Raw genomic sequence first — 23894 nt, forward strand, 5'->3', positions numbered from 1 at the left:
CCAGGCCGATTGCCGCGCATGGCGTGGCTCCGATGCAGAAACGACAACCACATGTACCTTGCCCTGTCCCAAGGCCTGCGCCGTAACCGCGGACCCAACACCATGGTCGGACACACTCCGGCACTGTGGATCTCCACACCCTTCACCGACGATGCCCGCGGCTTCTGGGCCAAGTTGGAGGGTTTCAATCCCGGCGGGATGAAGGACCGGCCCGCCATGCACATGGTGGAGCGCGCCCGCGCCCGAGGTGATCTGAAACCGGGTGCCAGGATCATCGAATCCACCAGCGGCACACTCGGTCTCGGTCTGGCATTCGCCGGAACTGTGTACCGCCATCCCGTCACTCTGGTGACCGATCCGGGCTTGGAGCCCATCCTCGCGCGGATGCTCACCGCCTACGGCGCCGACGTTGACGCGGTGGCCCAGCCGCATCCCACCGGTGGCTGGCAGCAGGCCCGGCGCGACAGAGTCGCCGAATTGCTCACCGCTCATCCGGGTTCCTGGTATCCCGACCAGTACAACAATCCCGACAACGTCAACGCGTACCGGCCGCTGGCGCTGGAACTCAATGCACAACTCGGACAGGTCGACGTGCTGGTCTGCTCGGTCGGAACCGGCGGTCATTCCGCCGGGGCGGCACGGGTACTGCGCGAGTTCAACCCGCGGTTACGGCTTATCGGGGTGGACACGATCGGTTCGACGATCTTCGGCCAACCCGCAGCCAGCCGCATCATGCGCGGACTGGGCTCCAGCATCTATCCGCGCAACGTCGACTACGCCGCGTTCGACGAAGTGCACTGGGTGCCACCGGCGGATGCCGTGTGGGCCTGCCGCACGCTGGCCGCCACGTATTACGCGACCGGGGGCTGGAGCGTCGGTGCGGTCAGTGTGGTCGCCGGCTGGGCTGCCCGTAATCACCGGCCAGGCACCACCGTTGCCGCCATCTTCCCGGACGGGCCGGAGCGGTATTTCGACACCGTGTACAACGACGACTACTGCCGGCAGCACCAGCTGTTGGTCGGTGATCCGCCGCGCGAGCCCGACGTGATCGACCGGCCGGGGGATCGGGTGGTGCAGTCCTGGACCCGTTGCGAGACGGTGGAAGACCCCATGGCGGTGGCCCAGTGAGCGGATTCGTCACGGAGTTCCGCAGTTTCGACATGCCGAGCAGGCTGTTGATGGTCAACCAGTTCGGCATCAACCTCGGCTTCTACATGCTCATGCCGTATCTGGCCGGGTATCTCGCGGGTCCGCTGGGTTTGGCGGCCTGGGCGGTGGGGCTGGTGCTCGGCGTGCGCAATTTCTCCCAGCAGGGCATGTTCATCGTCGGCGGCACGCTGGCTGACCGGCTCGGCTACAAACCGCTGATCGTCGCGGGGTGTCTGTTGCGCACGGCCGGTTTCGGCCTGCTCGTAATCGCCGATTCGCTGCCCGCGATCCTGATCGCCTCGGCCGCAACCGGGTTCGCCGGAGCGCTGTTCAACCCGGCGGTGCGGGCCTATCTCGCTGAGGACGCCGGTGACCGGCGGCTGCAGGCCTTCGCGACGTTCAATGTCTTCTACCAGTCCGGGATCCTGCTGGGGCCGCTGGTGGGAATGGCGTTGTTGGCATTCGACTTCCGGGTTACCGCCGCAGCGGCGGCCGGTGTGTTCGCGGTGCTGACGGTGGCACAGCTGTTCGCCCTGCCGCGTAAGAAGGTACGCCCAGTGGCGCAACGCAATTCGGTTCTGGTGGACTGGCGCAGTGTCCTGGCGAACCGGTCGTTCCTGCTGTTCGCGGCGGCGATGGTCGGTTCCTACGTGCTGTCCTTCCAGGTGTACCTGGCGTTGCCATTGCAGGCCGCGGTGCTGCTGCCGGGTGCTGAATCGGGGCTCGTGGCAGGAGTTTTCGTGGTCTCAGGGGTGGTGGCCGTAGCCGGGCAGCTGCGGATCACCCGATGGTTCGCGGCGCGCTGGGGTAACGGGCGCAGTCTGGCGGTCGGATTGGCGGTTCTGGCGGTGGCCTTCTTACCGTTGGCGGTGGTGCCCGACGCGGACCGGTTCGGAACGCCTGCCGCGGTGGCTGCTCTGATCCTGACGGCCGTCCTGCTGGCGCTGGGCTCGGCAGCGGTGTTCCCGTTCGAGATGGACACCATCGTGGCGCTTTCGCGTGATCGGCTGGTGGCCACGCACTACGGGTTCTACAACACGATCGTCGGTGTCGGCATCCTGCTCGGCAACGTCGCGACCGGATCGCTCATCGGTGCTGCCCGCGGTGCCGGCCTGGCCTCGCTTGTGTGGCTCGGCCTGTTCGCGGTCGGCGCAGTGTCCGCGTTGGCGCTGTATGCGCTCGACCGCGGTCAGCATTTGAAGAGCCCGGGCGTGGAGGCGCCCATACCCTGACCGACAGCGTGGGGCCGACGTCGTCACTGGACCGGTACGGTCAGCCCTTCGGACGGCTGGACAATGACGAAGCCGTTGCCGTGGAACGCCACCTGCAGTGCCTCGCCCGAACCCCGCCCGATCAGCGCGCTCGCCTTGAAGCTGGTCTTCAGCTGGGTCTGCAGGTGAGCCGACCAAGCCACCACGGCATTGGTGTCGGCGAAGGTCGGCGCTTCGGCGGCGTTGAGCACCACGGGCGGGCCGTCGGTGGTCAGCGCCACCCACCCGGTGCCGCGCAAGGTGGTGTTGAACAAACCGCCCGTCGCGATGCTGCCGCCCCTGACCCGCTCGATATTCCAGTCCAGGCTCGAGGAGAAGGCCAGCACGTTCTTGCCGCTGATGGACAGCCCGGCATTTGACAGTTGCAGCATGTGCACGTCGCATGCCTGGTCGGCGAGGAACACGTCACCCTGGCCCTGGCACCGCATCAGCGGCAGGCCTTCGCCGGTCAGCGCCTTCTTGATGAACTTGGACGCGCCGCCGCCCTCGAAGGCGAAGTCGACGTTGCCCTGATAGGCGACCATCGAACCCTGCCGGGCCATGAACGGCTCACCCAGGCGTACGCGCAGCATCTTTTTGTTCTGGTTGGCGATCGGCGTCGCCTCTTTCTCACTGAACCGGCCGTCGACCAGATCGCCGCTGATTCCGGCGAACCCGTCGCCGGCCGGGACCGGTGCGCTGGGTGCCGGTGCCTGGGCCTCGGGCGGTGGCCCCAGCGGGGCCTGGTGGACCTGGCCCTGATGCGACACCTGGTCGGTCCAGGACTGTCCGTCCCACCAGCGGTACTCGTAGCGGCCTTCGGGATCCGGCAGCCAGCTGCCAGGGCGGGGACCGTTCACGGATTCACTCCTTGAGTCGTGTTGCGGGGGACGGTGACGACCCTAAGGCACCGGCGCCGCCAATCGACAGCGTCGAAACCGCCGTTTGCGGTCGAACACTGGCATTCTGGTGGCATGGCAAAGGAAATCGACCCGATTCGCGCCAAGGGCGCGCTCGCGGTCTTCAAGCAGCACCCCGGCCTGGTGTTGTTCGCCGCGTCACCCGTGCTCGTCGCATTGGGCGCGGTGTGGTGGGTGCTTGGACCGGGCTGGGCCGGGCTGCTGCTGGTCGCGCTCCTGCTGGCCGGGGGCGCCGCACTGCTGATGAAGCGCAACTAACTAACTCCGACGGACAGTTGTTCGCCCTTGGTGAACACTGCTCTATCTGCGATGTAACGGTGTAATCATGTAATCATGAGGCATCAACATCATCGCCACGATGCGAGCGAAGCCGCCGAGTGGTTCGCCGGACGCCTACCCGAGGGCTGGTTCACCGGTGATCCGACAGTCATCGTCGACCGCGAGGAGATCACTGTCATCGGCCATCTCCCCGATCCGGAGTCCGAGAGCGAGGCCAGAGCTTCCGGCCGGGCCGCCAGATTCCGGGAAGAGACTCGCGGTGAGCGAATGCGCATCGCCGACGAGGCGCAGGATCGGTTCGGCCGCAAGGTCTCCTGGGGTGTCGAGATCGGCTCCCCGCCCGAACGAATCCTCTTCACCCACATCGCCGTTCCGGTGATGACGCGGTTACGGCAACCCGAACGGCAGGTGCTCGACACCCTGGTCGACGCAGGCGTGGCCCGGTCCCGCTCCGACGCGCTGGCCTGGTCGGTACGCCTGGTCGGAGAGCATGCCGAGGAGTGGCTGGCCAAGTTGCGTGATGCGATGAAGTCGGTCGACGATCTGCGCGCCGAAGGCCCTGGCGTCTAAGCGCGTCGGATCCCCACGTAGGCCGAACTCAGCGCGGAGGTCTGGGAGAGCGGATCCACCGAGGTGCGGTCGACCAGCAGGTTGCGGTTCACCCCGAAGGACTGTGGCTCGCCGCCGTGTGGGTCGTAAACCCTTGACCCCCAACCGTGGTCGATCACCACGACCCCCGGACGCGGGCGGTCGCTGATCGCTGCAGTCAGTTCGACAGCGCCGGTATCCGAGAACACCCTGACCAGATCGCCGTCGCCGATACCCAGACGCGCGGCGTCGTCGGGATGGATCAGCACCGCGTTGCCCTTGCCTGCCGGATGCAGGCCGGGCAGCTCGTTGAGCCATGAGTTCATCGAATGCCGGTGGCGGCGGTTGCCGAGCAGAAACGGGTAGCTCGGCGGTGCGGCCGGATGTTCCTCACCGAGCAATTCGTGAGCGCGCGCAACGAATTCGGCGGGCGCGACATGCACCTTCTTGTCCGGAGTCCGCAGCGCGGCCCGGAAGTGGCCGAATTCCCGCGCACCGAGCACCATTCCGTGCGGGTTGGCCAGCAGATCCCGCCATTTGAGCTTGCGCCCGTTGATCTTTCGCGACGTCGCGATCAGGATGCGGTCCAGCCAGTGTGGTCCGAAGGCCAGCCCTGGCCTGCCGGTCAGCCGAGCCGCACCCCGGGTGGCGCGGATGAACGCATTGAGACCCTTCGCGCCGAACAGCGGCCTGCCCATCGCCAGGGCCAGATCGGTGAAAATGCGCCATTCCTCGCGGGCCGCGGCGGGCGGTTCGACGACCTTGGCGCCGTATTGCACATAGGGCTCGTCGTGCATGCCGCTGGTGAGCGCCAGCAGATCGTCGCGTTCCAGCCAGTGCACCGCGGGCAGCAACCAGTGCGCGTGCCGGTGACTTTCGCGCTGCACGAGGTCGATCACCACCAGCAGGTCGAGCCCCGCCAACGCGGAGTCGAGCCGGGCCCCGTCGGGCCCGGAGATCACCGGATTGCCGCAATTGATCAGCATCGCCCGGATCTGCCCGGGCCCCGGCGTACTGATTTCGTCGGGCAACTCGGCAAGCGCATGCGCCCCGGCCACCATCTCGCGCCCGGCCAGTCGGCTACGGTGCGGCTTATTCCCGGCCAGGCTCGCCAGCCGCAGGGTATCGACATAGCCCGGCTCGAACCTGCGCCCGCCCGGTCGGTCCATCCGGCCGGTGATCACGTTGAGCACGTGCCCCAGCCATTCCGCGACGGTGCCTGCCGCGTGCAGCGATACGCCCGTGCGCGTGACCACCATGGCGCCCGGCGCTGAAGCGAATTCGCGGGCTATTCCCTCGATCACCTCGCGGCCGACGTCACAGCGGGCCGACAGGTCGTCGAGGTCGGCGGCGCCGACCAGGGCGCGCAACTCGTCGACCCCGGTGGCCAGATCCGCGCAGTCGCCTCGGTGCTGCAGCCCGTCGTCCAGAATGACCTTGACCATGGCCAGCAACAGGGCCCAGTCCTGACCGGGCCGCACCGCCACGTGCAGGTCCGCCTTGTCCGCGGACTCGGTGCGCAGCGGGTCGACCACGACAATGCGGGCGCCCCGCTGTCGGCGCGCGAGCGCCCGCCGCCAACCGCCGGGCACCGATTCAACCCAGTTCCATGCGCTGACAGCGGGATTCGTGCCGACCAGCAGGAAGTAGTCGCAGTTGTCGATGTCGGACACCGGCACCATCAGCTGCGAGCCGTACATCGCCTGCGCCACCACATGCAGTGCGTTCTGGTCGACGGATCCGACCGCATAGCGGTTGTGGGTACCGATGGCGTCGAGCCAGCCGTTCATGAACACCAGATTCGACGACGAGTAGCCCGCCGGGTTGCCGTAGTACGCGCCGACCGCATCCGGGCCGCCTGCGGCGATGACGTCGTTCATCCGGTCGGCGATGTCGCGGATCGCCTCGTCCCAGGTGGCCTCGACGTACGAATCGCCCACCCGGCGCATCGGGCGCAGGAGGCGTCTGGGGTGCTCGACGACCTGGGCCGCGGTGCGACCCTTGGCGCAGAAGTCGTGCCAACTGTGCGGATTGAGCTTGTCGGCGGAGATCTTTTGTACCCGGTTGTCCTCGACCGTCACCTCGACACCACACGACGCGAGGCAGTACCTGCAGAAGGTGTGCATGGTGCGGGTCGTCATTACACTGAGAGTACGGTTTGTAACGGTTCCAGGTGTTAAATCCGCGCCATCTCCCAGTATCTGCCGTGCCGCGCCATCAGCTCCTCGTGGCTGCCGCGTTCGACGATCTTTCCGGCGACCATCACCAGGATCAGGTCCGCGTCGCGGATCGTGGAAAGCCGGTGGGCGATGATGAAACTCGTGCGGTCCCTGCGCAGCTCCGCCATGGCGTGCTGGATCAGCAGTTCGGTGCGGGTGTCCACCGAGCTGGTGGCCTCGTCGAGCACCAGCAGCTTGGGTCGGGCCAGCACCGCACGGGCAATCGTGATCAGCTGCTTCTCCCCGGCGCTGATGCTGCCGCCGTCGTCGTCAACCCTTGTGGCGTACCCGCCCGGCAGGGTGTGCACGAACCGGTCCACATACGCCGCTTTCGCCGCCTCGATCACCTCGTCTTCGGAGGCGTCCGGCCGGCCGTAGGCGATGTTGTCGTAGATGGTGCCGCCGAACAGCCAGGTGTCCTGCAGCACCATGCCGATCGAGGATCGCAGCGATTGGCGGCTCACCGTCGAGATGTCGACGTCGTCGACGAGGATGCGGCCGGAGTCGACCTCGTAGAACCGCATCAGCAGATTCACCAGGGTGGTTTTCCCGGCCCCGGTGGGCCCCACGATCGCCACGGTGCTACCCGGCTCGGCTACCAGGGACAGATCCTCGATGACGGGCGTGCCCGGCAGGTAGCCGAAGCTGACGTGCTCGAACTCGACTTTGGCGGTGCGGTTTTCGAGCGCGACAGGTGTATCGGGAGATTGCTCGGGCGAGTCGAGCAGCTCGAATACCCGCTCCGCACTGGCCACTCCGGATTGCAGCGTGTTGTACATCCCGGCGACCTGGGAGAGTGGCTGGTTGAACTGCCGCACGTACTGGATGAACGCCTGGATGCTTCCCAGCGTGATCTGTCCGGTGGCGACCTGCAGGCCACCGACCACCGCGACGGCCACATAGCTGAGGTTGCCGATGAACATCGTCGCCGGCCCGACCAGGCCCGAGAAGAACTGGGCGCCGGATGTGGACTGGTACACCTCGGAATTCAGCTCGGCGAAGCGCTGCTGCGCGGCTGCCCGGTGACCGAAGGTCTTGACGATGGTGAAACCGCTGTAGGTCTCCTCGATGTGCGCGGAAAGCCGCCCGGTGTTGCGCCACTGTGCGACGAACAGCCGCTGCGACCTACGGGTGATCCAGCGGATGGCCCACAAGGTCAGAGGCACCGTGATGACTGTCAGCAGCGTGAGCAGCGGCGAGATGGTCAGCATCATCACCAGCACCGCGAACACTGTCAGCACCGAGGTGAGCAGCTGACTGATCGTCATCGACACCGACGTCTGGAGATTGTCGACGTCATTGGTGACGCGGCTGAGTACCTCACCGCGTTGACGGGAATCGAAGTAGGACAACGGCAATCGGTGCACCTTGGCCTCGACCTCGGCCCGCAGTGCCACCATGGTGCGCTGGACGGTGACGTTGAGCAGCAGGGCCTGCAGCCAAACCAGCAGGGCAGCAACCAGATACAGGCCGAGCGCCAGGGCCAGGGTGCGTGCGACGGCACCGAAGTCCACACCCTGGCCGGGGATCACGTTCATCCCGGAGAGCAGATCGGCATACGTGGTGTCACCGCGTGCCCTGGCCGCCTCGATCGCCTGCTCCTTGGTCAGGCCGGCGGGCAGCCCACGCCCTATGACCCCGTTGAACAGCAAGTCGGTGGCGTGGCCGAGAATCCGTGGACCGATCACGCCGATTGCGATGCCTGCGACGCCGAGCAGGATCACCGTGATCGCCAAACCGCGCTGCGGAACTAACAGTTTCACCAGTCGCAGCGCCGAACCCCGGAAGTCGCGGGTGCGCTCGAGCGGCGCGGCCGGGGCCCCTGAACGACGCATCATCGGACCGGTCATCTGGGGTCTCCCGCGGCGACCGACTGGGATTCGGCGAACTCGGCGTAGGTGGGGCAATCAGTCAGCAGGGTGTCGTGGGTGCCGATACCGACGATGCGGCCGTCCTCGACGACGATCACCTGGTCGGCCTCGGCAACGGTGGAGATCCGTTGCGACACGATGACGACGGTGGCTTCGCCGGCCACCTCGCGCAAGGCCGCCCGGACCCGGGCGTCGGTGTGCACGTCGAGCGCGGAGAACGCGTCGTCGAACAGGTAGATGGCAGGCCGGCGGATCACCGCTCGGGCGATCGCGAGCCGTTGCCGTTGTCCGCCGGAGAAATTGATGCCGCCCTGTGCCACCGGCATGTCCAGGCCGTCGGCGTGGGTCCCGACGAAGTCGTCGGCCGCGGCGACCCGCAGCGCCTCCCACATCTCGTCTTCGCTCGCGTCGGCCTTGCCGTAGCGGAGATTCTCGGCGACGGTCCCGGAGAACAGGTAGCCGCGCTGCGGCACCAGGCCGATCGCCGACCACAAGTGCTCGATGTCGAGATCGCGCACATCGACGCCATCCACCCGCACCGTGCCGGCGGTGGCGTCGTAGAGCCGGCAGATCAGGGACAGCAGGGTCGATTTTCCCGAGCCGGTCGATCCGACCACGGCGGTCGTGGTGCCGGGGGGTGCCGTGAACGAAACATCCTGTAGCACTGGGCGATCCGCTCGCGGATAGCTGAAAGTCGCGTCCTGCAGACTGATCTCGCCGGTGATGATCGGCGGGCGCACCGGCTGGGGCGGGCTGACGATCGCGGCGCGCGTCGACAGCACTTCGTTGATGCGGTCGGCGCACACCGCCGCCCGGGGGAACATCACCATCATGAAGGTGGCCATCAGCACGGCCATCAGGATCTGCATGAAGTAGGCCAGGAACGCGATCAGCGAGCCCACCTGCATCTGGCCGGCGTCGATGCGCAACCCGCCGAACCAGATCAGCGCGACGCTGGAGATGTTGATCACCAGCGTGGTGACCGGCAGCATCAGCGCCTGCCACCGGCCGCCATCCAGTGCGGTGTCCGACAGGGCCTGGTTGGCGTCACCGAACCGGCGCTGCTCCACGGGCTCACGGGCAAACGCCCGGATGACCCGGATGCCGGACAGCTGATCGCGCATAACCCGGTTGATCCCATCGATGAGCAGCTGCATGCGCCGGTAGATCGGCATCAGGTGCCGGATGATCCAGTAGTTGGCCAGCGCCAGCACCGGCACACTGACCAGCAGCAGCCAGGACAGCCCGGCGTCCTGATGCAGCGCCATGAAAATCCCGCCGATCGACATGATCGGTGCGGTGATCAGCATCGTGGCGGTCAACTGCAACAGCTGCTGGATCTGCCCGACGTCGTTGGTGGTTCGGGTCAGCAGCGACGGCGCGCCGAACCGGGCGGTCTCCTCGGCCGAGAACGTCGTGACGTGGTTGAACATCGCGGCGCGCAGGTCACGGCCGAAGCTCGTCGCGCCGCGCGATCCGAAGTAGACGGCGCCCACCGCGCACACCACCTGCAGCGCGGTGACTGCCAGCATCACCCCGCCCAGTTCGACGATCCTGCCGGTGTCGCCCTTCGCCACGCCGTCGTCGATGATCGCGGCGTTGACGGTCGGCAGGTACAGCGAGGCCAGCGTGCTGATCACCTGCAGGGTGGCGACTGCCGCAAGTAGCCGCCGGTACGGCCGCACATACTGTCGCAGCAACGCCCAGAGCATCCAGCTACTGTCGCACACCTGCCGGTGTCGGTTCCTGTTCGGCCGTCGCCGTGTCATCAGTGCCGAAAGTCCAGGTCAGTCGGCATGTCGGTGGTTGGGTAGTCGCGCTGCCGCTACAGTGCATGGCGTGACTGTCAGCACGGCCGTTATGCCCCGGACCCGCAGCGCCAGGACCTTGGCGGTGTTGGCGGCTGCCCTGGTTCCGGTATTCGCCGCGTGCTCCAGCGAAGAGCCCGCGTCCCCCGAGGTACCGCAGAGCGACGCGCCGAGCGCGGCGGATGCTACGCACGGTCCGTTCTTCCCCCAGTGTGGCGGTATCAGCGATCAGACCGTGATCGAGCTGACCCAGGTGCCGGGGCTGGTGAACACCGCGACGAACTCGTCGGGCTGCCAGTGGCTGCAGGGTGGCAGCATTCTCGGCCCGCACTTTTCGTTCACCTGGTTCCGCGGCAGTCCAATCGGCCGGGAACGCAAGACCGAGGAACTGTCGCGCACCAGCGTGGAGGACATCAACATCGAGGGACAGAGCGGTTTCATCGCGACGGGGGAGGACCCGCTGGGCAGGCCGGGCGACGTCAACCTGTGTGAAATCGGCATCCAATTCGAGGACGACTTCATCGAGTGGTCGATCAGCTACAGCCAGAAGCCGTATCCCGATCCGTGCGAGGTGGCCAAGGAGCTCACCCGTCAGTCGATTGTGAATTCCAAATGAGTTCGGGAATGAGCCTGCGCCGCGGCGTTGCAGCAGTGGCGGCCGGGCTTGCTGTGTTCGCAGGCCTGACCGGCTGCACGCGCACGGTTGACGGCACCGCGGCCCGCGAGGGCGCTGGCGGCGGGCCCAGCAACAACAATTCGGAGCGGCAGTACCCGAACCTGCTCAAAGAGTGCGACGTCCTGACCGAGGACATTCTGGCCGAGACGGTCGGAGCCGACCCTCTCGACATCCAAAGCACCTTCGTCGGCGCGGTGTGCCGCTGGCAGGCGGCCAATCCGGCAGGCCTGGTTGATATCACCCGGTTCTGGTACGAGCAGGGCAGCCTGGACAACGAGCGCCAGACCGCGGAGCAACTCGAGTACCAGATCGAGGACCGCCGGGTGCAAGGTGTGCAGTCCATCGTGATGCGGCCCGGCGGTCCCAACGGGGGGTGCGGCGTGGCCAGTGACGCCGCAGGTGTCGTCGGCTGGTGGGTGAACCCGCAGGCGCCCGGCATCGACGCGTGTTCGATGGCCATCAAGCTGATGGAACTGACGCTCGCCACCAACGCGTAAGCGCTACCGCGGCACGTGAAACGTGACCAGCCCGGCGCCGCCCAGTGCGAGTTCCCGCCACGTGCCGGCTGGGTGAAGCACCGCGATCGCCGACGTCGGGAACTTCAGCGAGATGCTCTCGGCGGCAGTGGTATTCGTTCCGTCGGCCAGGCCGAGCGCCACCGCGGACATCGCCGGTTCGTGACCGATGACCAGCACCGTGGCCAGTTCAGTGCCGAAACGTGACTCCACGCCGTTGATCTCGTCGATCACCGTGCCGGGGGTGGCGTCGTAGATGCGGTCGACGTACTCGACAGGCGCGGCGATCCCCGTGCGCTCGAGCGTCTGACGGGTCCTGGTCGCGGTCGAGCACAGCACGGCGTCGATCGTCGGGGCATTGGCGCGGATCCAGTCGCCGGCCAGCCCGGCTTCCCGAACCCCGCGCGGGGCCAGCGGCCGGTCGTGGTCGGCGACCCCGTCGGGGTAGTCCGACTTGGCGTGGCGCATCAGCAGCAGGGTTCTCACGCAACCAGGCTAGGGCATGCCGCCGCAGGTCCCAGGACTTGTCGGGGCCCAGACCTACACTCGCCTTGCTTGTTAGATGAACCGCCGCAAACAGAGGATGAGAGGACGGGCCGCGATGCGATTCCTGCACACTGCTGACTGGCAACTCGGCATGACCCGTCACTTCCTCAATGGCGAGGCGCAGCCAAGGTATTCGGCTGCCCGCCGCGATGCCGTCGCCGGTCTGGGCGCACTGGCCGCTGAATCGGGGGCCGAGTTCGTCGTGGTGGCCGGCGATGTCTTCGAGCACAATCAGTTGGCGCCGCGCGACGTCAGCCAGTCGTTGGAGGCGATGCGAGCCATCGGCGTCCCGGTGTACCTGCTGCCCGGCAATCACGATCCGCTCGATGCGTCGTCGGTCTACACCAGTCCGCTGTTTCTCGCCGAACGCCCGGACAACGTCGTCGTGCTGGATCGGGCCGGTGTCCACGAGGTGCGGCCGGGCCTGCAGATCGTCGCGGCACCGTGGCGTTCCAAATCGCCGACCACCGACCTGGTCGGCGACGTGTTGGCCGATCTGCCCGCCGACGGTGTCACCCGGGTGCTGGTCGCCCACGGTGGGGTCGACATCCTCGATCCGGACAAGGACAAGCCGTCGCTGATCCGGTTGGCTGCGGTCGAAGAAGCCCTCACGCGTGGTGCAGTGCACTATGTGGCGTTGGGGGACAAGCATTCTCGCACCGAGGTGGGCGGCAGCGGTCGGGTGTGGTACTCGGGTTCGCCCGAAGTCACCAACTACGACGACATCGAGTCCGATCCCGGTCACGTGCTGATCGTCGACATTGATGAGGCAGACCGTAGCGTTGCGGTGACCGCCGAGCGCGTCGGCCGCTGGCGGTTCGTGACGCTGCGTCGGTCGGTCGATACCGACCGCGACGTCGCGGATCTCGACATCAACCTGGATCTGCTGGACGACAAGGAGCGCACGGTGGTGCGGCTCGCGCTGACGGGATCCTTGACCGTCACCGACAAGGCCGCCCTCGACGCCTGCCTGGACAAGTACGCGCGGCTGTTCGCCGCACTCACCACCTGGGAGCGGCACACCGACATCGCCGTCCTGCCCGCCGACGGCGAGTTCGACGACCTGGGCATCGGTGGGTTCGCCGCCGCCGCGGTCGACGAATTGGTAGCCGCGGCGAGATCGAACGCCGACAGTGCTGATGATGCCCGCGCCGCGCTCGGATTGTTGTTGCGGTTGGCGGATAGGGGTGCCGCATGAAACTGCACCGGCTCGTCCTGACCAACTACCGCGGTATCACGCACCGCGACATCGAATTCCCCGATCACGGCGTGGTGGTGGTGTGCGGCGCCAACGAGATCGGCAAGTCGTCGATGATCGAGGCGCTCGATCTGCTGTTGGAGGCCAAGGACCGCTCGACGAAAAAGGAAGTCAAGCAGGTCAAGCCCACCCACGCTGACGTCGGGGCCGAGGTCAGCGCCGAAATCTCCACCGGCCCTTATCGATTCGTGTATCGCAAGCGGTTCCACAAACGCGCAGAGACTCAGCTGACGATACTGGCTCCGCAGCGTGAGCAGCTCAGCGGCGACGAGGCGCACGACCGGGTCCGCGCGATGCTGGACGAAACCGTGGACATCGACCTCTGGCAGGCTCAGCGGGTACTGCAGGCGGCGTCCACCACGGCGGTTGACCTGTCCGGTTCGGATGCACTTGCCCGGGCCCTGGATGTCGCGGCGGGCGAGGCGGTGGCGTTGTCGGGAGACGAGCCGCTGCTGGTCGAACGGATCGACGCCGAGTATCAGCGGTATTTCACCGCCACCGGCCGACCCACCGGGGAGTGGGCGGCCGCGGTCAAGCGGCTGCGGGCCGCCGACGAGGAGGTGGCCCGCTGCGCGGCCAAGGTGGCCGAGGTCGACGACGCAGTGCGTCGGCACGCCGAGTTGAGCGAGGATGTGGCACGGCTGGCAGGCGAACGGGAGCAGGCGGTGGTACGCCTGGCCGCCTCGCGAACCGCGGCCGACGCCGTGGCGGCGCTGGTCCAGCGGCTCAAAGAGGCCGAGGTAGTGGCTGAGGCCGCGCAGGTCACATACGCCGCGTCGGTGGCGGCCCTGGCCGAACGACGTCGCCTGCGCGCCGAAATCGATGAGCGCGCTGCGACAATCACCGAATCGGAGGCCGCACTCACCGCGACGAGTGCGGACGCCGAGACCTCGCGGGAGGTGCACGAAGCCGCCGAGGACGCGGTCGAACAGGCGCAGATCGCCGTGCACGACCATGCGACCCGGGTCGAAGCCGCCCGCGCTGCCGTCGAGCGGCTCGCCGACCGCGACGAGGCTGATCGGCTGGCAGGGCGGCTCACCAAGATCGACGCGGCAGTCCGTGAACTCGACACGGTCACCGGCGAACTCGCACAGATCACGCTCGACGAGCCTGCCCTGCGGGCCATCGAAGCGGCCGCTATAGCCGTCGAGCGTGCCACCGGACAAGCCGAACTCGCCTCGGCGCGAATCGAACTGGTCGCAGAATCCGATCTCGGCGTCCGGGTGGATGGTGCGGAGGTGGCACTGCAGTCCGGGTCGGCGTGGTCGGTCAGCACCACGGCCCAGACCGAGGTCGACGTGCCGGGTGTGCTGAGGGTGCGGGTGCTGCCGGGGAGTCCCGCGGCCGAGACTCAGTCCCGGCTCGACGAGGCCCAGGGTTTGCTCGCCGCCGCGCTGGCCGCCGCCGGGGTCGGGGATGTCGCGGCGGCACGTACGGTCGACGGCCGTCGCCGTGAGCTGATCGGTAGTCGGGACCGGTTGCGCGCCACTGTGGACGCGTTGACGGGGGACGACCGGGTGCCAGACCTGCGTGCCCGGCTTGCTGTGCTGCGCGACGGCCAGCCTGACGAAGACGCGTTGTTCGACCTGGACGGCCCCGCCGATATCGCCACTGCCCGAAGCGAACTCGACAGCGCTGTGGCCGCCCACCGGCAGGTGGTCGCGCAGTGTGAGACCAGCCGTAAGGTCCTCGCCGCGGCAGCGCAGCGGCTGACCGAGAAGTCCACCCGCGTCAGTGTGCTGACCGAGAAGCTCAGCGCAGCGCAGACCGAGTTGGCGGTCAGCAGCGGACGGCTTGAGGTGCAGCGCGCCGCCGCCGGCGATGAAGCTTTGGCTGTCAAGGCCCAGGCCGACGATGAGCAGGCCCGAGCCGCCACCGACCGGGTTGTCGCGTTGCGAGACGAGTTGTCTCGCAGCGCACCGGATTCGGTGGCCGCCGAGCTCGATGACGCAACCCGGCAGGCCGAGGTCCTGGGCGCGCGGTACGACGCGGCGGTCGAGGAGTTGCGCGATGTCACCACGCGGCTGAAGGTGTACGGCACCGAAGGCCGCAAAGGCCAACTCGACGCCGCCGAAACCGAACGCGAGCACGCCGAGTCGGAATACCGGCAAGCGCATCGGCGTGCCCGCGCCGCAGAAATGCTGCGCTCGGTGATGACTCGGCACCGCGACGCGACCCGTCAGCGGTACGTCGACCCGTTCCGCACCGAGGTGCAACGGTTGGGCCGGCTGGTGTTCGGCGACGACTTCGAAGTCGACATCGACAGTGCATTGCGCATCCAGACCCGCACCCTGTCGGGCCGCACCGTCCCCTACGAATCACTGTCCGGGGGCGCCAAAGAACAACTCGGCATCGTGGCGCGCTTGGCGAGCGCCGGCCTGGTGGCCAAGGAGGACGGTGTGCCGGTCGTCATCGACGACGCGTTGGGGTTTTCCGATGCGGGTCGGCTGGCGAAAATGGGCGCCGTGTTCGACGCGGTGGGCGGCGACAGTCAGGTCATCGTGTTGACGTGCAGCCCGGACCGGTACGCCAGCGTGGCCGGCGCCCACCACATCGAGCTCACCGCATAAGGGCGTCTGAGCCGGCCGGTTCGTGACAGACTGCGGCGGGTGGACGCCGATTACATCGTGGTGGGAACCGGTTCGGCCGGCTCAGTCGTGGCCAACCGCCTCAGTGCCGACCCGAACGTACAGGTCGTGGTCTTGGAGGCGGGCCTGCCCGACAAAGACAAGTTCATTCGCATCCCAGCGGCATTCGCCAAGCTGTTTCGCAGTGCGGTGGACTGGAACTATCTGACCGAGCCCCAAGAGGAACTCAGCGGCCGCCAGATCTACTGGCCCCGAGGCAAAATGCTCGGCGGCTCGTCGTCGATGAACGCAATGATGTGGGTGCGTGGCTTTCCCGCCGACTACGACGAGTGGGGTCAACACGCCGGTACGGATTGGAACTACGCGCACGTCGAAAAGTACTTCCAGCGCATCGAGAACGGTCCTCTGGAGATCTCCGCCCAACGCAGCCCACGCAGTTCGACCGCCGCGTGGTTGACCGCCGCGCGGGAATGCGGCTATGACGACGTCTGCGAAACCCGGGTCACGCAGCATCGCGGTGCCCGGTGGAGCACCGCTGACGCCTACCTCAAGCCGGCGCTCAAACGCCCCAACCTGACCCTGTTCACCCAGGCGACCGCCACCCGGGTGCTGATCGACGGAAACCGCGTCACCGGGGTGGAAATCCAACAGGCCGGCACTCGTCGGACCGTCACCGCGCGCCGCGAAGTAGTGCTGTGTAGCGGTGCCATCAACAGCCCACAGCTGTTGATGCTGTCCGGTATCGGTGACCCCGACCAACTCGCCAGACACGGCATCGACGTCGTCACGCGCGCACCCGAAGTCGGCGCCAACCTGCTTGACCACCTCGTGGTTCCGTTGGGCTTCGATGCGCCGCATGACACGTTGTTCGCCGCCGAGAAGCCGCTGGAATTGGTCAACTACCTGATTCGCCGGCGCGGCATGCTCACCTCGAACGTCGGTGAGGCGCACGGGTTCGTCAAGAGCAGCCCTCAGTTGGAATGGCCCGATCTCGAGCTGATCTTCGCCCCGGCGCCGTTCTTCGACGAGGGCATCGGCGACCCCTACTCGGGGCATGCCGTCGTCATGGGCCCGATCCTGCTCAAGCCGAACAGTCGCGGCACCATCAGGTTGCGGTCGGGCGATCCGATGGACAAGCCCGTGATCGACCCGCGGTACCTCACGGATCCCGGTGATCGCGCCGCCCTCATGACGGGGCTGCGCATGTGCGCGACGATCTCCCAGTCACGAGCGCTCAAGGGCGTCATCGGCAAGATCGCCCGGCCGCTCGACGCCCGCGAGCTGACCGAGGAAACCCTCGACAAGGCGCTGAACACCATTTCGCACACGCTGTATCACCCGGTCGGCACCTGCCGCATGGGCAGCGACGAGGCCAGCGTCGTCGACCCACAGCTGCGGGTCCGCGGCGTCGACGGGCTGCGGGTGGCGGACGCGTCGATCATGCCCACGATCATTCGTGGCCACACCCACGCGCCCAGCGTGCTGATCGGGGAGAAGGCCGCCGACCTCATCCGCAGCTGAGGTTGGCATCCTGAGGTCATGACCGAACGCGATCGTGACGAGTTCGGTCGGGCGCGCAGCACCCGTCCGCGTGACGCCCTGGGCCGACCGCTTCCCCGGGGCAGCAACGGTGTGCCGCGGATCCCGGACGACCTGGAGTTGCCGCCGGCCGAAACGCTGGCCTACGCCCAAGACTTGCTGGACCGGGGCCTGGCCTTCAACGCCCACGAGGTTCTGGAGGCCGCGTGGAAGAACGGCCCCGACGCGGAGCGCACGCTGTGGCAGGGCCTGGCCCAGCTCGCGGTCGGAATCACCCACATCCAGCGCGGCAACGTCAAGGGAGCGCAAACCCTGCTGCGCCGGGGCGCAGGGCAACTGGTGCACCACCGGCCCGCACCGCATGGCATCGACACCGCCGGGTTGATCGCGCATGCCGAGGCGCTGCTCGACGATCTGGAGTCCGGTGCCGCGATCAGCCCCGAGCGGCTATCCCCGCGCCTGGTGTTTTGACCGCGTCTGCGGCGGGTATCCCTCGGAGGTCTCTCGACAGAGGTTGGAGGCTGCCATGGAAAGCCGCGCGAAGATACTCGGTCACGCCATACATCCGATGCTGATCCCGTTTCCCTTGGGCCTGTTGGCAACGGCAGTGGTGTTCGACATCATCTGGCTGATCACCGACCGGCCCGCATTCACCGTGGCTGCTGCATTCGCGATAGCCGCGGGAATCGTCGGCGGCGCGGCGGCAGCCCCGTTCGGTTGGATCGACTGGTTCAAGATCCCGGCTGACACCCGCGCGAAGCGCGTCGGCCTGGTCCACGGGCTCGGCAACGGCCTGGTGCTGGTGCTCTTTGCGGTCAGCTGGCTGATCCGCGCCAACGCCGACGGCTGGGCACCGACCAATTGGGCGTTGGCGTGCAGTTTCGTCGCGGTGGTGCTCGCGGTGGGCACCGCTTGGCTGGGTGGCGAGCTGGTGGAACGGCTGGGCATCGGCGTCGACGAGGGCGCCAACACCGATGCGCCAAGTTCATTGAGCCACAAGCACGTAACGACCTGACGTGTTGTGACTTGTGGAGTTCCAGCCGTGCTGCATACGGCGAAAACGCCACAAATCGCTACTTCATGTAGCCGATCTTGGTGTAATCCAGATCGCCGATGCCGGCAGGCCCGTAGTTGGCCAGGTTACTGCGGACAGCGAGGTTGCCCGGCGTCTGGAACAGCGGGAGGCTGAACCCCTCAGCCCAGATCAGCTTGTCGAGTTCGTTGGCCAGCGTCCTGGCTTTCTCCTCGTCGAGCTCGTTGAAGGTCTCCTCGACCTTGGCGTCGATCTCGGGGCTGCTGATCTTGCCGAAGTTGCTCTCGGCGCCGGTGGTGTAGATCTGATTCAGGCAGCACAGCGAGAACGCGTCGCCGACCCAGGCGAACTGGGCAATGTCGAAGTTTCCGGGAATGATCCAGTCGGTGAAGAAGCCGGTGCCGGGCTTGGCTTCGATCGCGAGCTCGACACCGATCGAGGCGAGCGTGTTCTGCGCTATCTGGGCGATCTGCCTGGTGCTCAGCGAGTCGTAGATGACATCGCGGATGACCAGCCTCTTGCCGTCCTTCTCGCGGAACTGTCTGCCCTCGGGCAGTTTCCAGCCAAGCGCGTCGAGTTCGGCCTTGGCCTTCTCCGGGTCGAAGGCCACCACTCCGCTGTTGTCCTGGTAACCCTGTTCGCCGGCAACGTAAATGTGGTTGTTCAGCGGGGTCGGGTTGTCGGCGAGGCCGCGTTGGCTGATGTTGGCGATGGCCTGACGGTCGATGCCCTTGGCGACGGCCAGTCGCAGCGCCTTGTCTGCCAGGATCGATCCGGGCGCGCCGTTGAAGGTGAAGTGGTACCACTGCGGGCTCGGTGCACGGCGGATCGAGAGGCCCGGGGTATTGCGCGCGATGGTCATCTCGTCCAGTGAGCCCACGCCGGTCGCGTCGATCGCATTGTTCTGCAGGGCGGGAATGCGAGCCGCGTCATCGAGTACCGAATAGGTGATGCTGTCCAACAGCGGCGGGGTACCCCACCACTTCGGGTTGCGGGTCAACGTGATTCGCTGCGCGCCGCGGTCCAGGTTGGAGATCACGAACGGGCCGGCGGACAGACCGGGGCCGTTGAGGTGACCCTTGTTGAATACCTCGGGGTTGGCGGTCATGCTCTTGGGCAGCAGCATGGCATTGCCTGCGAACATGCCCTGCCATTCGGAGAAGTGCTTGTCGAACGTCATGACGGCCTGGCGGTCGTCGACGCCCCGCGTGACGGATCGGACCCGGTCGGCACCATTGGTCGAGGCGATCAGGAACGCCCTGTCCTTCCCGCTGTTGGCGTGGATATGGGAGGCGATGTCCTCCCACGTGATCGGAGTGCCGTCGCTCCACACCGCCTTGGGGTTGATCGTGTAGGTCACGACCTGTGGTTCGGTGCTGGTCAGTTCGACGCTGGTGAAGTAGTCGGTGTTGACCGTTGTCGAACCGTCCGGCGCGACTCGGAACGCCCTCGGCAAGGTGGGACGCAGCATCGAGGCCAGGGTGGCCTCGTTGCCGTCGATGTGCAGGGGGTTGAAATTGGCCGGGAAGGCAGGCAGGGCCAGGCGCAGATTGCCGCCTTGACGCAGGTTCGCCGGATCCTGCGGGTTGATGTCGTTGGTCGCGCCGACCTCGGCGGCACCGCCCGCCGACGGCACCTCTTGTTCCGTGGTGGAGCACCCGGTGAAGGTCAGTGCGGCGACGAGGGCCGTGATCGCGAGGCGACGGACTTTGATCCCGTTCATCTCGCCGATGCTAGAGGTAATCGAGCCGAGGCTGCGCAATACCTACGAGTCTCTGGGTTCGGGTTGTGGCACCGCGGCCAGCAGTCGGCGGGTGTATTCGTGCTGGGGGTTGACGAACACGGCGTCGCCCGAACCCTGTTCGACGATCGCGCCCTTGTACATCACCGCGACGTCGTGGGCCAGATGCTTGACGACGGACAGATCGTGGGAGACGAACAAATACGACAAGCCGAACCGGTCCTGCAGATCGAGCAGCAGATTGATGATGCCTGCCTGGATCGACACGTCGAGCGCCGAGACCGGTTCGTCCAGCGCGATGATCTTGGGTTGGGTGGCCAGCGCGCGGGCGATGCCGATGCGTTGCTTCTGTCCGCCGGAAAACTCGGCGGGGTAGCGGCTGGCATCGGTGCGGCGCAGTCCCACCAGCTCCAACAGTTCTGCCACCCGGTCGGTTACCTGCGACTTGTCGAAGCCGTTGGCGGCCAACGGCTCTGCCAGCACATCGAACACCGGTAGCCGCGGATCGAGGGACGCCACCGGGTCCTGGAACACCATCTGCAGGTCGGTGCGAAGGGCTTTGCGGGAGCGGCGGTCCAGTTGGGCGACGTCGGCACCGAGCACTTCGATCGTGCCGGATTGCGGCGCCGCCAGGTCCAGGATCTGGTGCAGCGTGGTGGACTTGCCCGATCCGGATTCGCCGACGATGCCCAGCGTGCGGCCGCCCCGCAGTTCGAAGCTGACGTTGTCGACCGCTTTGACCTGGCCGACCTGACGGCGCAGCACCACACCTTTGGTCAGCTTGTATGTCTTTACCAGGTCGCGCACGCGCAGGACCAATGGGGCATCGGCAGCCGGTTCGGCGTCCGCGGGCGGTGGTGGGACGTCGTAGATCTCGGCGGCGGTGTGCCGGGCCACCTCGTCGGTGCGGATGCACGCGGCGTGGTGATTCGGCGACAGTTCGATGAGTTCGGGTTCGGCGGCTTCGCATGCACTGATCGACAGCGGGCACCGTGGGACGAACGGGCAGCCCTGCGGTATCGCGGTCAGCGCCGGTGGTGAGCCGGGGATCGGAACCAGTCGGGTGCCTTGTGGCGCGTCGAGCCGCGGGACGGAGCCGAGAAGCCCGACGGTGTAAGGCATTCGGGCTGCCCGGTACAGCTCGGCCACAGGGGCATCCTCGACGGCCCGTCCGGCATACATCACCAGCGCCCGATTCGCGAACTCGGCCACCACGCCCAGATCGTGGGTGATGATCAGCACCCCGGCGCCGGTCACGTCGCGTGCCGTCTTGAGCACCTCGAGAATCTGGGCCTGCACGGTGACATCCAGTGCGGTGGTGGGCTCGTCGCAGATCAGTAGGTCCGGATCGTTGGCGATCGCGATGGCGATCACCACGCGCTGGCGTTCGCCGCCGGACAGTTCATGGGGGAAGGCGCGGGCGCGTTGTTCGGGCTGCGCGATCCCGACGAGCTCGAGCAGTTCGACAGCGCGCGCCCTGGCGGTCCGGCGGCCCAGTTCGCGGTGGTGGATTTGGAGCGCCTCGGCGATCTGGTCGCCGACGGTGTAGACCGGGGTCAGCGCGGACATCGGGTCCTGAAAAACCGTTCCGATCGTGTTGCCGCGCAACGCGGACATCTCCCGGTCGGACAATCCCAGCAGCTCCTCGCCGCGCAGCCGCACCGATCCCGAAACCTCGGCGAACTCAGGCAGCAGCCCGACGACGGCCATGGCGCTGGCCGACTTCCCTGCGCCGGATTCGCCTACGAGTGCGACGACCTCGCCGGCGTCGACGTAAAATTCCAGGCCCCGCACGGCGTGCACCGGCTCGGCGTCGGTGGGGAACGCCACCTGCAGGCCCGTCACCTCGAGGAGTCGGGTCATCTGCGGGTCCTCCTCCGGCGCAGCTGGCCGGCGCCCGGATCGAGCGCGTCCCGCAGGCCATCACCGACCAGGTTGGCGCACAAGATGATCAGCACGAGCACCCCGGCCGGGAACAGGAATACCCAGGGGAACGTCGTAGCCGACTTCGTGCCGTCGGCGATCAGCGTGCCCAGCGATACGTCGGGCGGCTGGATACCGAAACCCAGGAAGCTCAAACCGGTTTCGGCCAGAATTGCCAGGCCGACGTTGAGTGCGGTGTCGATGATCAGCAGGGACGCCACGTTGGGCACGATGTGGCGCACGATGATCCGCCAGTTGCTCACACCCATATACCGTGCAGCCACGACGAATTCGCGCTCGCGCAGGCTCATGGTCATGCCGCGCACAATGCGAGAGCTGATCATCCAGCTGAAGGCCGACAACAGGATGATCAACCAGAAGACGCGGTCGGATTGGCTCAGCCGTGGCGTCACGATCGCGATCAGGATGAAGCTGGGCACCACCAACAACACGTCGACGATCCACATCAAGCTCCGGTCGCGCCAGCCGCCGAAGTATCCGGCGATCGATCCGACGGTGGCCGCGATGACCGTCGAGATGAACGCCACGCACACACCGATCAACATGGATTTCTGCATCCCGCGCAGAGTTTGGGCCAGGATGTCCTGGCCGAGCGCATTGGTGCCGAACCAATGCCGGACGGTCGGTGGCTGCTGCAAGGCGTAATAGTCGAGATCGGTGTAGCTGTAGGGCAGCAGCAACGGCAGGGCATAGCAGCTGACGAACATCAGGACCAGCAGCACCAGAGACACCACTGCGGGTTTGTTGCGCAGAAAGCGGCGCCACACCAGGGTGCGCCGGGTGGCGAACTCCTCGGTGTGCAGACCCGACTGTGCGGAGGTGGTAGATGCGTCGCTCATCGCACTCTCACCCTCGGATCGAGCGCCGCATAGATCACGTCGGACAGCAGCCCGGCGAGCAGTACCACGGTGCCGGTGAACACCGTGATGGCGGCGATGATGTTGGTGTCCTGAGTCGCGATGCCCTGCACCACCCATTCGCCCATGCCGTGCCAGCCGAAAATCTTCTCGACGAACACCGCCCCGGTGACGAGGCCGGCGACCCCGTAGGCGAACAGGGTGGCCATCGGGATGAGCGCGGTGCGCAGGCCGTGCTTGAACAGTGCCTGTCGCCGCGTCAGGCCTTTGGCCCTGGCAGTGCGGATGAAGTCCTGGCCGAGCACGTCGAGCATGGCATTGCGCTGATACCGGCTGTAGCCGGCGATCGCTGCCAACGCCAGCGTGATGGTCGGCAGCACAAGGTGCTGGATCCGGTCGGCGAACTGATTCCACCAACCGCCCACGGTGTCGGGGGAGGTTTCGCCTGTGTACTCGAACAACTGGACGCCCAATACGGAGTTCACATTGAGCGCGCCCAGGATCAGCATGTTGGCGATCACGAACGTCGGAGTGCTCAGCACGAGCAGGGACAGCACGGTGATGACCCGGTCGGATAGGCGGTACTGCCGGATGGCGCCCCAGGCCCCGACGACGACGCCGATGATGGTGCCCAGCACGGAACCGATGATCAACAACCGCAGGCTGACGCCGATACGTCGCCACAATTCGTCGCCCACCGGCTGGCCGGCCACCGTGGTGCCGAAGTCGCCGCGGATCGCTCCGGATGTCCAGTCGAGGTACCGGATGGGGATGGGCTTGTCGAGTCCGAGTTCGGCGGCTTTCGCGTCGATCGTGGATTGGGGTGGCCTGGGATTGCGCTGAAGCAGGCTGTCGAGAGGTTCGAAGGCCAGCGAGGTCAGGGTGAACGTAAGAAACGATGCCAGCGCCAGCAGCACGATGTAGTTGAGCAGCCGGCGCGCGAGGAAACGCGTCATACGGTCGGTCCCGCCGGGTGCTGCATGGGAGACAGGGTAGAAGAGGACGGACTTCACAGCTGTCATGTGGGGGTTCTGGCGTGCCGGGCAATTGCCAGCGCAGAACCAGCCTGCACATAGGAATGCCGCGTTTACTCGATTCGACCTGCAGTATCTC

The 23894-nt window shown here is 66.7% G+C and carries 20 protein-coding genes; 11 read left to right on the forward strand and 9 right to left on the reverse strand.

Going from position 1 to position 23894, the window contains the following annotated elements:
• The first annotated feature begins 51 nt into the window (after positions 1-51).
• Both ABQF30_RS24455 and ABQF30_RS24460 read left to right on the forward strand, forming a co-directional pair.
• Positions 52-1128, forward strand: a complete 1077-nt coding sequence (locus ABQF30_RS24455; protein ID WP_448468669.1) for a PLP-dependent cysteine synthase family protein — start codon at positions 52-54, stop codon at positions 1126-1128.
• Positions 1129-1160: 32 nt separating this feature from the next.
• Positions 1161-2381, forward strand: coding sequence for an MFS transporter (locus ABQF30_RS24460; RefSeq protein WP_448468835.1), 1221 nt, complete (start codon positions 1161-1163; stop codon positions 2379-2381).
• Between the two features lie 23 nt (positions 2382-2404).
• On the opposite strand, the gene ABQF30_RS24465 is transcribed toward ABQF30_RS24460, so the two are convergent.
• Positions 2405-3259, reverse strand: a complete 855-nt coding sequence (locus tag ABQF30_RS24465; RefSeq protein ID WP_448468671.1) for an AIM24 family protein — start codon at positions 3257-3259, stop codon at positions 2405-2407.
• 114 nt (positions 3260-3373) lie between these two features.
• Here ABQF30_RS24465 and ABQF30_RS24470 point away from each other — a divergent pair, with 114 nt between their 5' ends.
• Together ABQF30_RS24470 and ABQF30_RS24475 are read left to right on the forward strand one after the other, a co-directional pair.
• Positions 3374-3577: a hypothetical protein gene (locus tag ABQF30_RS24470; RefSeq protein ID WP_448468673.1), complete on the forward strand. Its 204-nt coding sequence runs from the start codon at positions 3374-3376 to the stop codon at positions 3575-3577.
• A 75-nt stretch (positions 3578-3652) separates the two neighbouring features.
• Positions 3653-4168: an ATP-binding transcription factor AbmR gene (locus tag ABQF30_RS24475; protein ID WP_448468675.1), complete on the forward strand. Its 516-nt coding sequence runs from the start codon at positions 3653-3655 to the stop codon at positions 4166-4168.
• Here ABQF30_RS24475 and ABQF30_RS24480 read toward each other — a convergent pair.
• The 3 genes from ABQF30_RS24480 to ABQF30_RS24490 are packed head-to-tail and all read right to left on the reverse strand — an operon-like array spanning position 4165 to position 9988.
• Positions 4165-6327 (reverse strand): molybdopterin-containing oxidoreductase family protein, encoded by a 2163-nt coding sequence (locus ABQF30_RS24480; protein ID WP_448468677.1) that lies wholly within the window; start codon positions 6325-6327, stop codon positions 4165-4167. The genes ABQF30_RS24475 and ABQF30_RS24480 overlap by 4 nt on opposite strands.
• Before the next feature lie 35 nt (positions 6328-6362).
• The gene (locus tag ABQF30_RS24485) at positions 6363-8255 is read right to left on the reverse strand and encodes an ABC transporter ATP-binding protein (RefSeq protein WP_448468679.1); all 1893 of its coding nucleotides are present in this window, start codon (positions 8253-8255) and stop codon (positions 6363-6365) included.
• Positions 8252-9988 carry an ABC transporter ATP-binding protein gene (locus ABQF30_RS24490; RefSeq protein ID WP_448468681.1) on the reverse strand — a complete coding sequence of 579 codons (1737 nt, stop codon included), beginning with the start codon at positions 9986-9988 and terminating at the stop codon, positions 8252-8254. Before ABQF30_RS24490 ends, ABQF30_RS24485 begins: the two co-directional genes overlap by 4 nt.
• Before the next feature lie 118 nt (positions 9989-10106).
• On the opposite strand from ABQF30_RS24490, the gene ABQF30_RS24495 reads away from it, so the two are divergent.
• Positions 10107-10700: a DUF3558 domain-containing protein gene (locus ABQF30_RS24495; RefSeq protein ID WP_448468683.1), complete on the forward strand. Its 594-nt coding sequence runs from the start codon at positions 10107-10109 to the stop codon at positions 10698-10700.
• Positions 10701-10708: 8 nt separating this feature from the next.
• Positions 10709-11257: a DUF3558 domain-containing protein gene (locus tag ABQF30_RS24500; protein WP_448468685.1), complete on the forward strand. Its 549-nt coding sequence runs from the start codon at positions 10709-10711 to the stop codon at positions 11255-11257.
• A 3-nt stretch (positions 11258-11260) separates the two neighbouring features.
• On the opposite strand, the gene ABQF30_RS24505 is transcribed toward ABQF30_RS24500, so the two are convergent.
• Positions 11261-11743 (reverse strand): SixA phosphatase family protein, encoded by a 483-nt coding sequence (locus ABQF30_RS24505; RefSeq protein WP_448468837.1) that lies wholly within the window; start codon positions 11741-11743, stop codon positions 11261-11263.
• A 133-nt stretch (positions 11744-11876) separates the two neighbouring features.
• On the opposite strand from ABQF30_RS24505, the gene ABQF30_RS24510 reads away from it, so the two are divergent.
• The 5 genes from ABQF30_RS24510 to ABQF30_RS24530 are packed head-to-tail and all read left to right on the forward strand — an operon-like array spanning position 11877 to position 18221.
• Positions 11877-13019 carry a metallophosphoesterase family protein gene (locus tag ABQF30_RS24510; protein ID WP_448468687.1) on the forward strand — a complete coding sequence of 381 codons (1143 nt, stop codon included), beginning with the start codon at positions 11877-11879 and terminating at the stop codon, positions 13017-13019.
• Complete coding sequence (locus ABQF30_RS24515) at positions 13016-15649, forward strand: AAA family ATPase (RefSeq protein ID WP_448468689.1); 2634 nt, start codon at positions 13016-13018, stop codon at positions 15647-15649. Before ABQF30_RS24510 ends, ABQF30_RS24515 begins: the two co-directional genes overlap by 4 nt.
• A 39-nt stretch (positions 15650-15688) precedes the next feature.
• On the forward strand, positions 15689-17188 hold the full coding sequence (locus ABQF30_RS24520) for a GMC family oxidoreductase (protein WP_448468691.1): 1500 nt from the start codon (positions 15689-15691) through the stop codon (positions 17186-17188).
• A gap of 18 nt (positions 17189-17206) precedes the next feature.
• Positions 17207-17677 carry a DUF309 domain-containing protein gene (locus ABQF30_RS24525; RefSeq protein ID WP_448468693.1) on the forward strand — a complete coding sequence of 157 codons (471 nt, stop codon included), beginning with the start codon at positions 17207-17209 and terminating at the stop codon, positions 17675-17677.
• A 55-nt stretch (positions 17678-17732) separates the two neighbouring features.
• On the forward strand, positions 17733-18221 hold the full coding sequence (locus ABQF30_RS24530; RefSeq protein ID WP_448468695.1) for a DUF2231 domain-containing protein: 489 nt from the start codon (positions 17733-17735) through the stop codon (positions 18219-18221).
• Positions 18222-18279: 58 nt separating this feature from the next.
• Here the strand turns inward: ABQF30_RS24530 and ABQF30_RS24535 are convergent, their stop codons facing one another.
• Genes ABQF30_RS24535 through ABQF30_RS24550 form a run of 4 tightly spaced genes read right to left on the reverse strand, consistent with a single transcriptional unit; the run spans position 18280 to position 23737 of the window.
• Positions 18280-19962: an oligopeptide ABC transporter substrate-binding protein OppA gene (locus tag ABQF30_RS24535; RefSeq protein WP_448468697.1), complete on the reverse strand. Its 1683-nt coding sequence runs from the start codon at positions 19960-19962 to the stop codon at positions 18280-18282.
• Between the two features lie 42 nt (positions 19963-20004).
• Positions 20005-21843 carry an oligopeptide ABC transporter ATP-binding protein OppD gene (locus tag ABQF30_RS24540; protein WP_448468699.1) on the reverse strand — a complete coding sequence of 613 codons (1839 nt, stop codon included), beginning with the start codon at positions 21841-21843 and terminating at the stop codon, positions 20005-20007.
• Positions 21840-22763 (reverse strand): oligopeptide ABC transporter permease OppC, encoded by a 924-nt coding sequence (locus ABQF30_RS24545; RefSeq protein WP_448468701.1) that lies wholly within the window; start codon positions 22761-22763, stop codon positions 21840-21842. Before ABQF30_RS24545 ends, ABQF30_RS24540 begins: the two co-directional genes overlap by 4 nt.
• Entirely contained in the window at positions 22760-23737 is a 978-nt protein-coding gene (locus ABQF30_RS24550; protein ID WP_448468703.1) for an oligopeptide ABC transporter permease OppB, read from the reverse strand. Before ABQF30_RS24550 ends, ABQF30_RS24545 begins: the two co-directional genes overlap by 4 nt.
• Between the last annotated feature and the right edge of the window lie 157 nt (positions 23738-23894).

The sequence above is a fragment of the Mycolicibacterium sp. XJ870 genome (genome assembly GCF_053483975.1).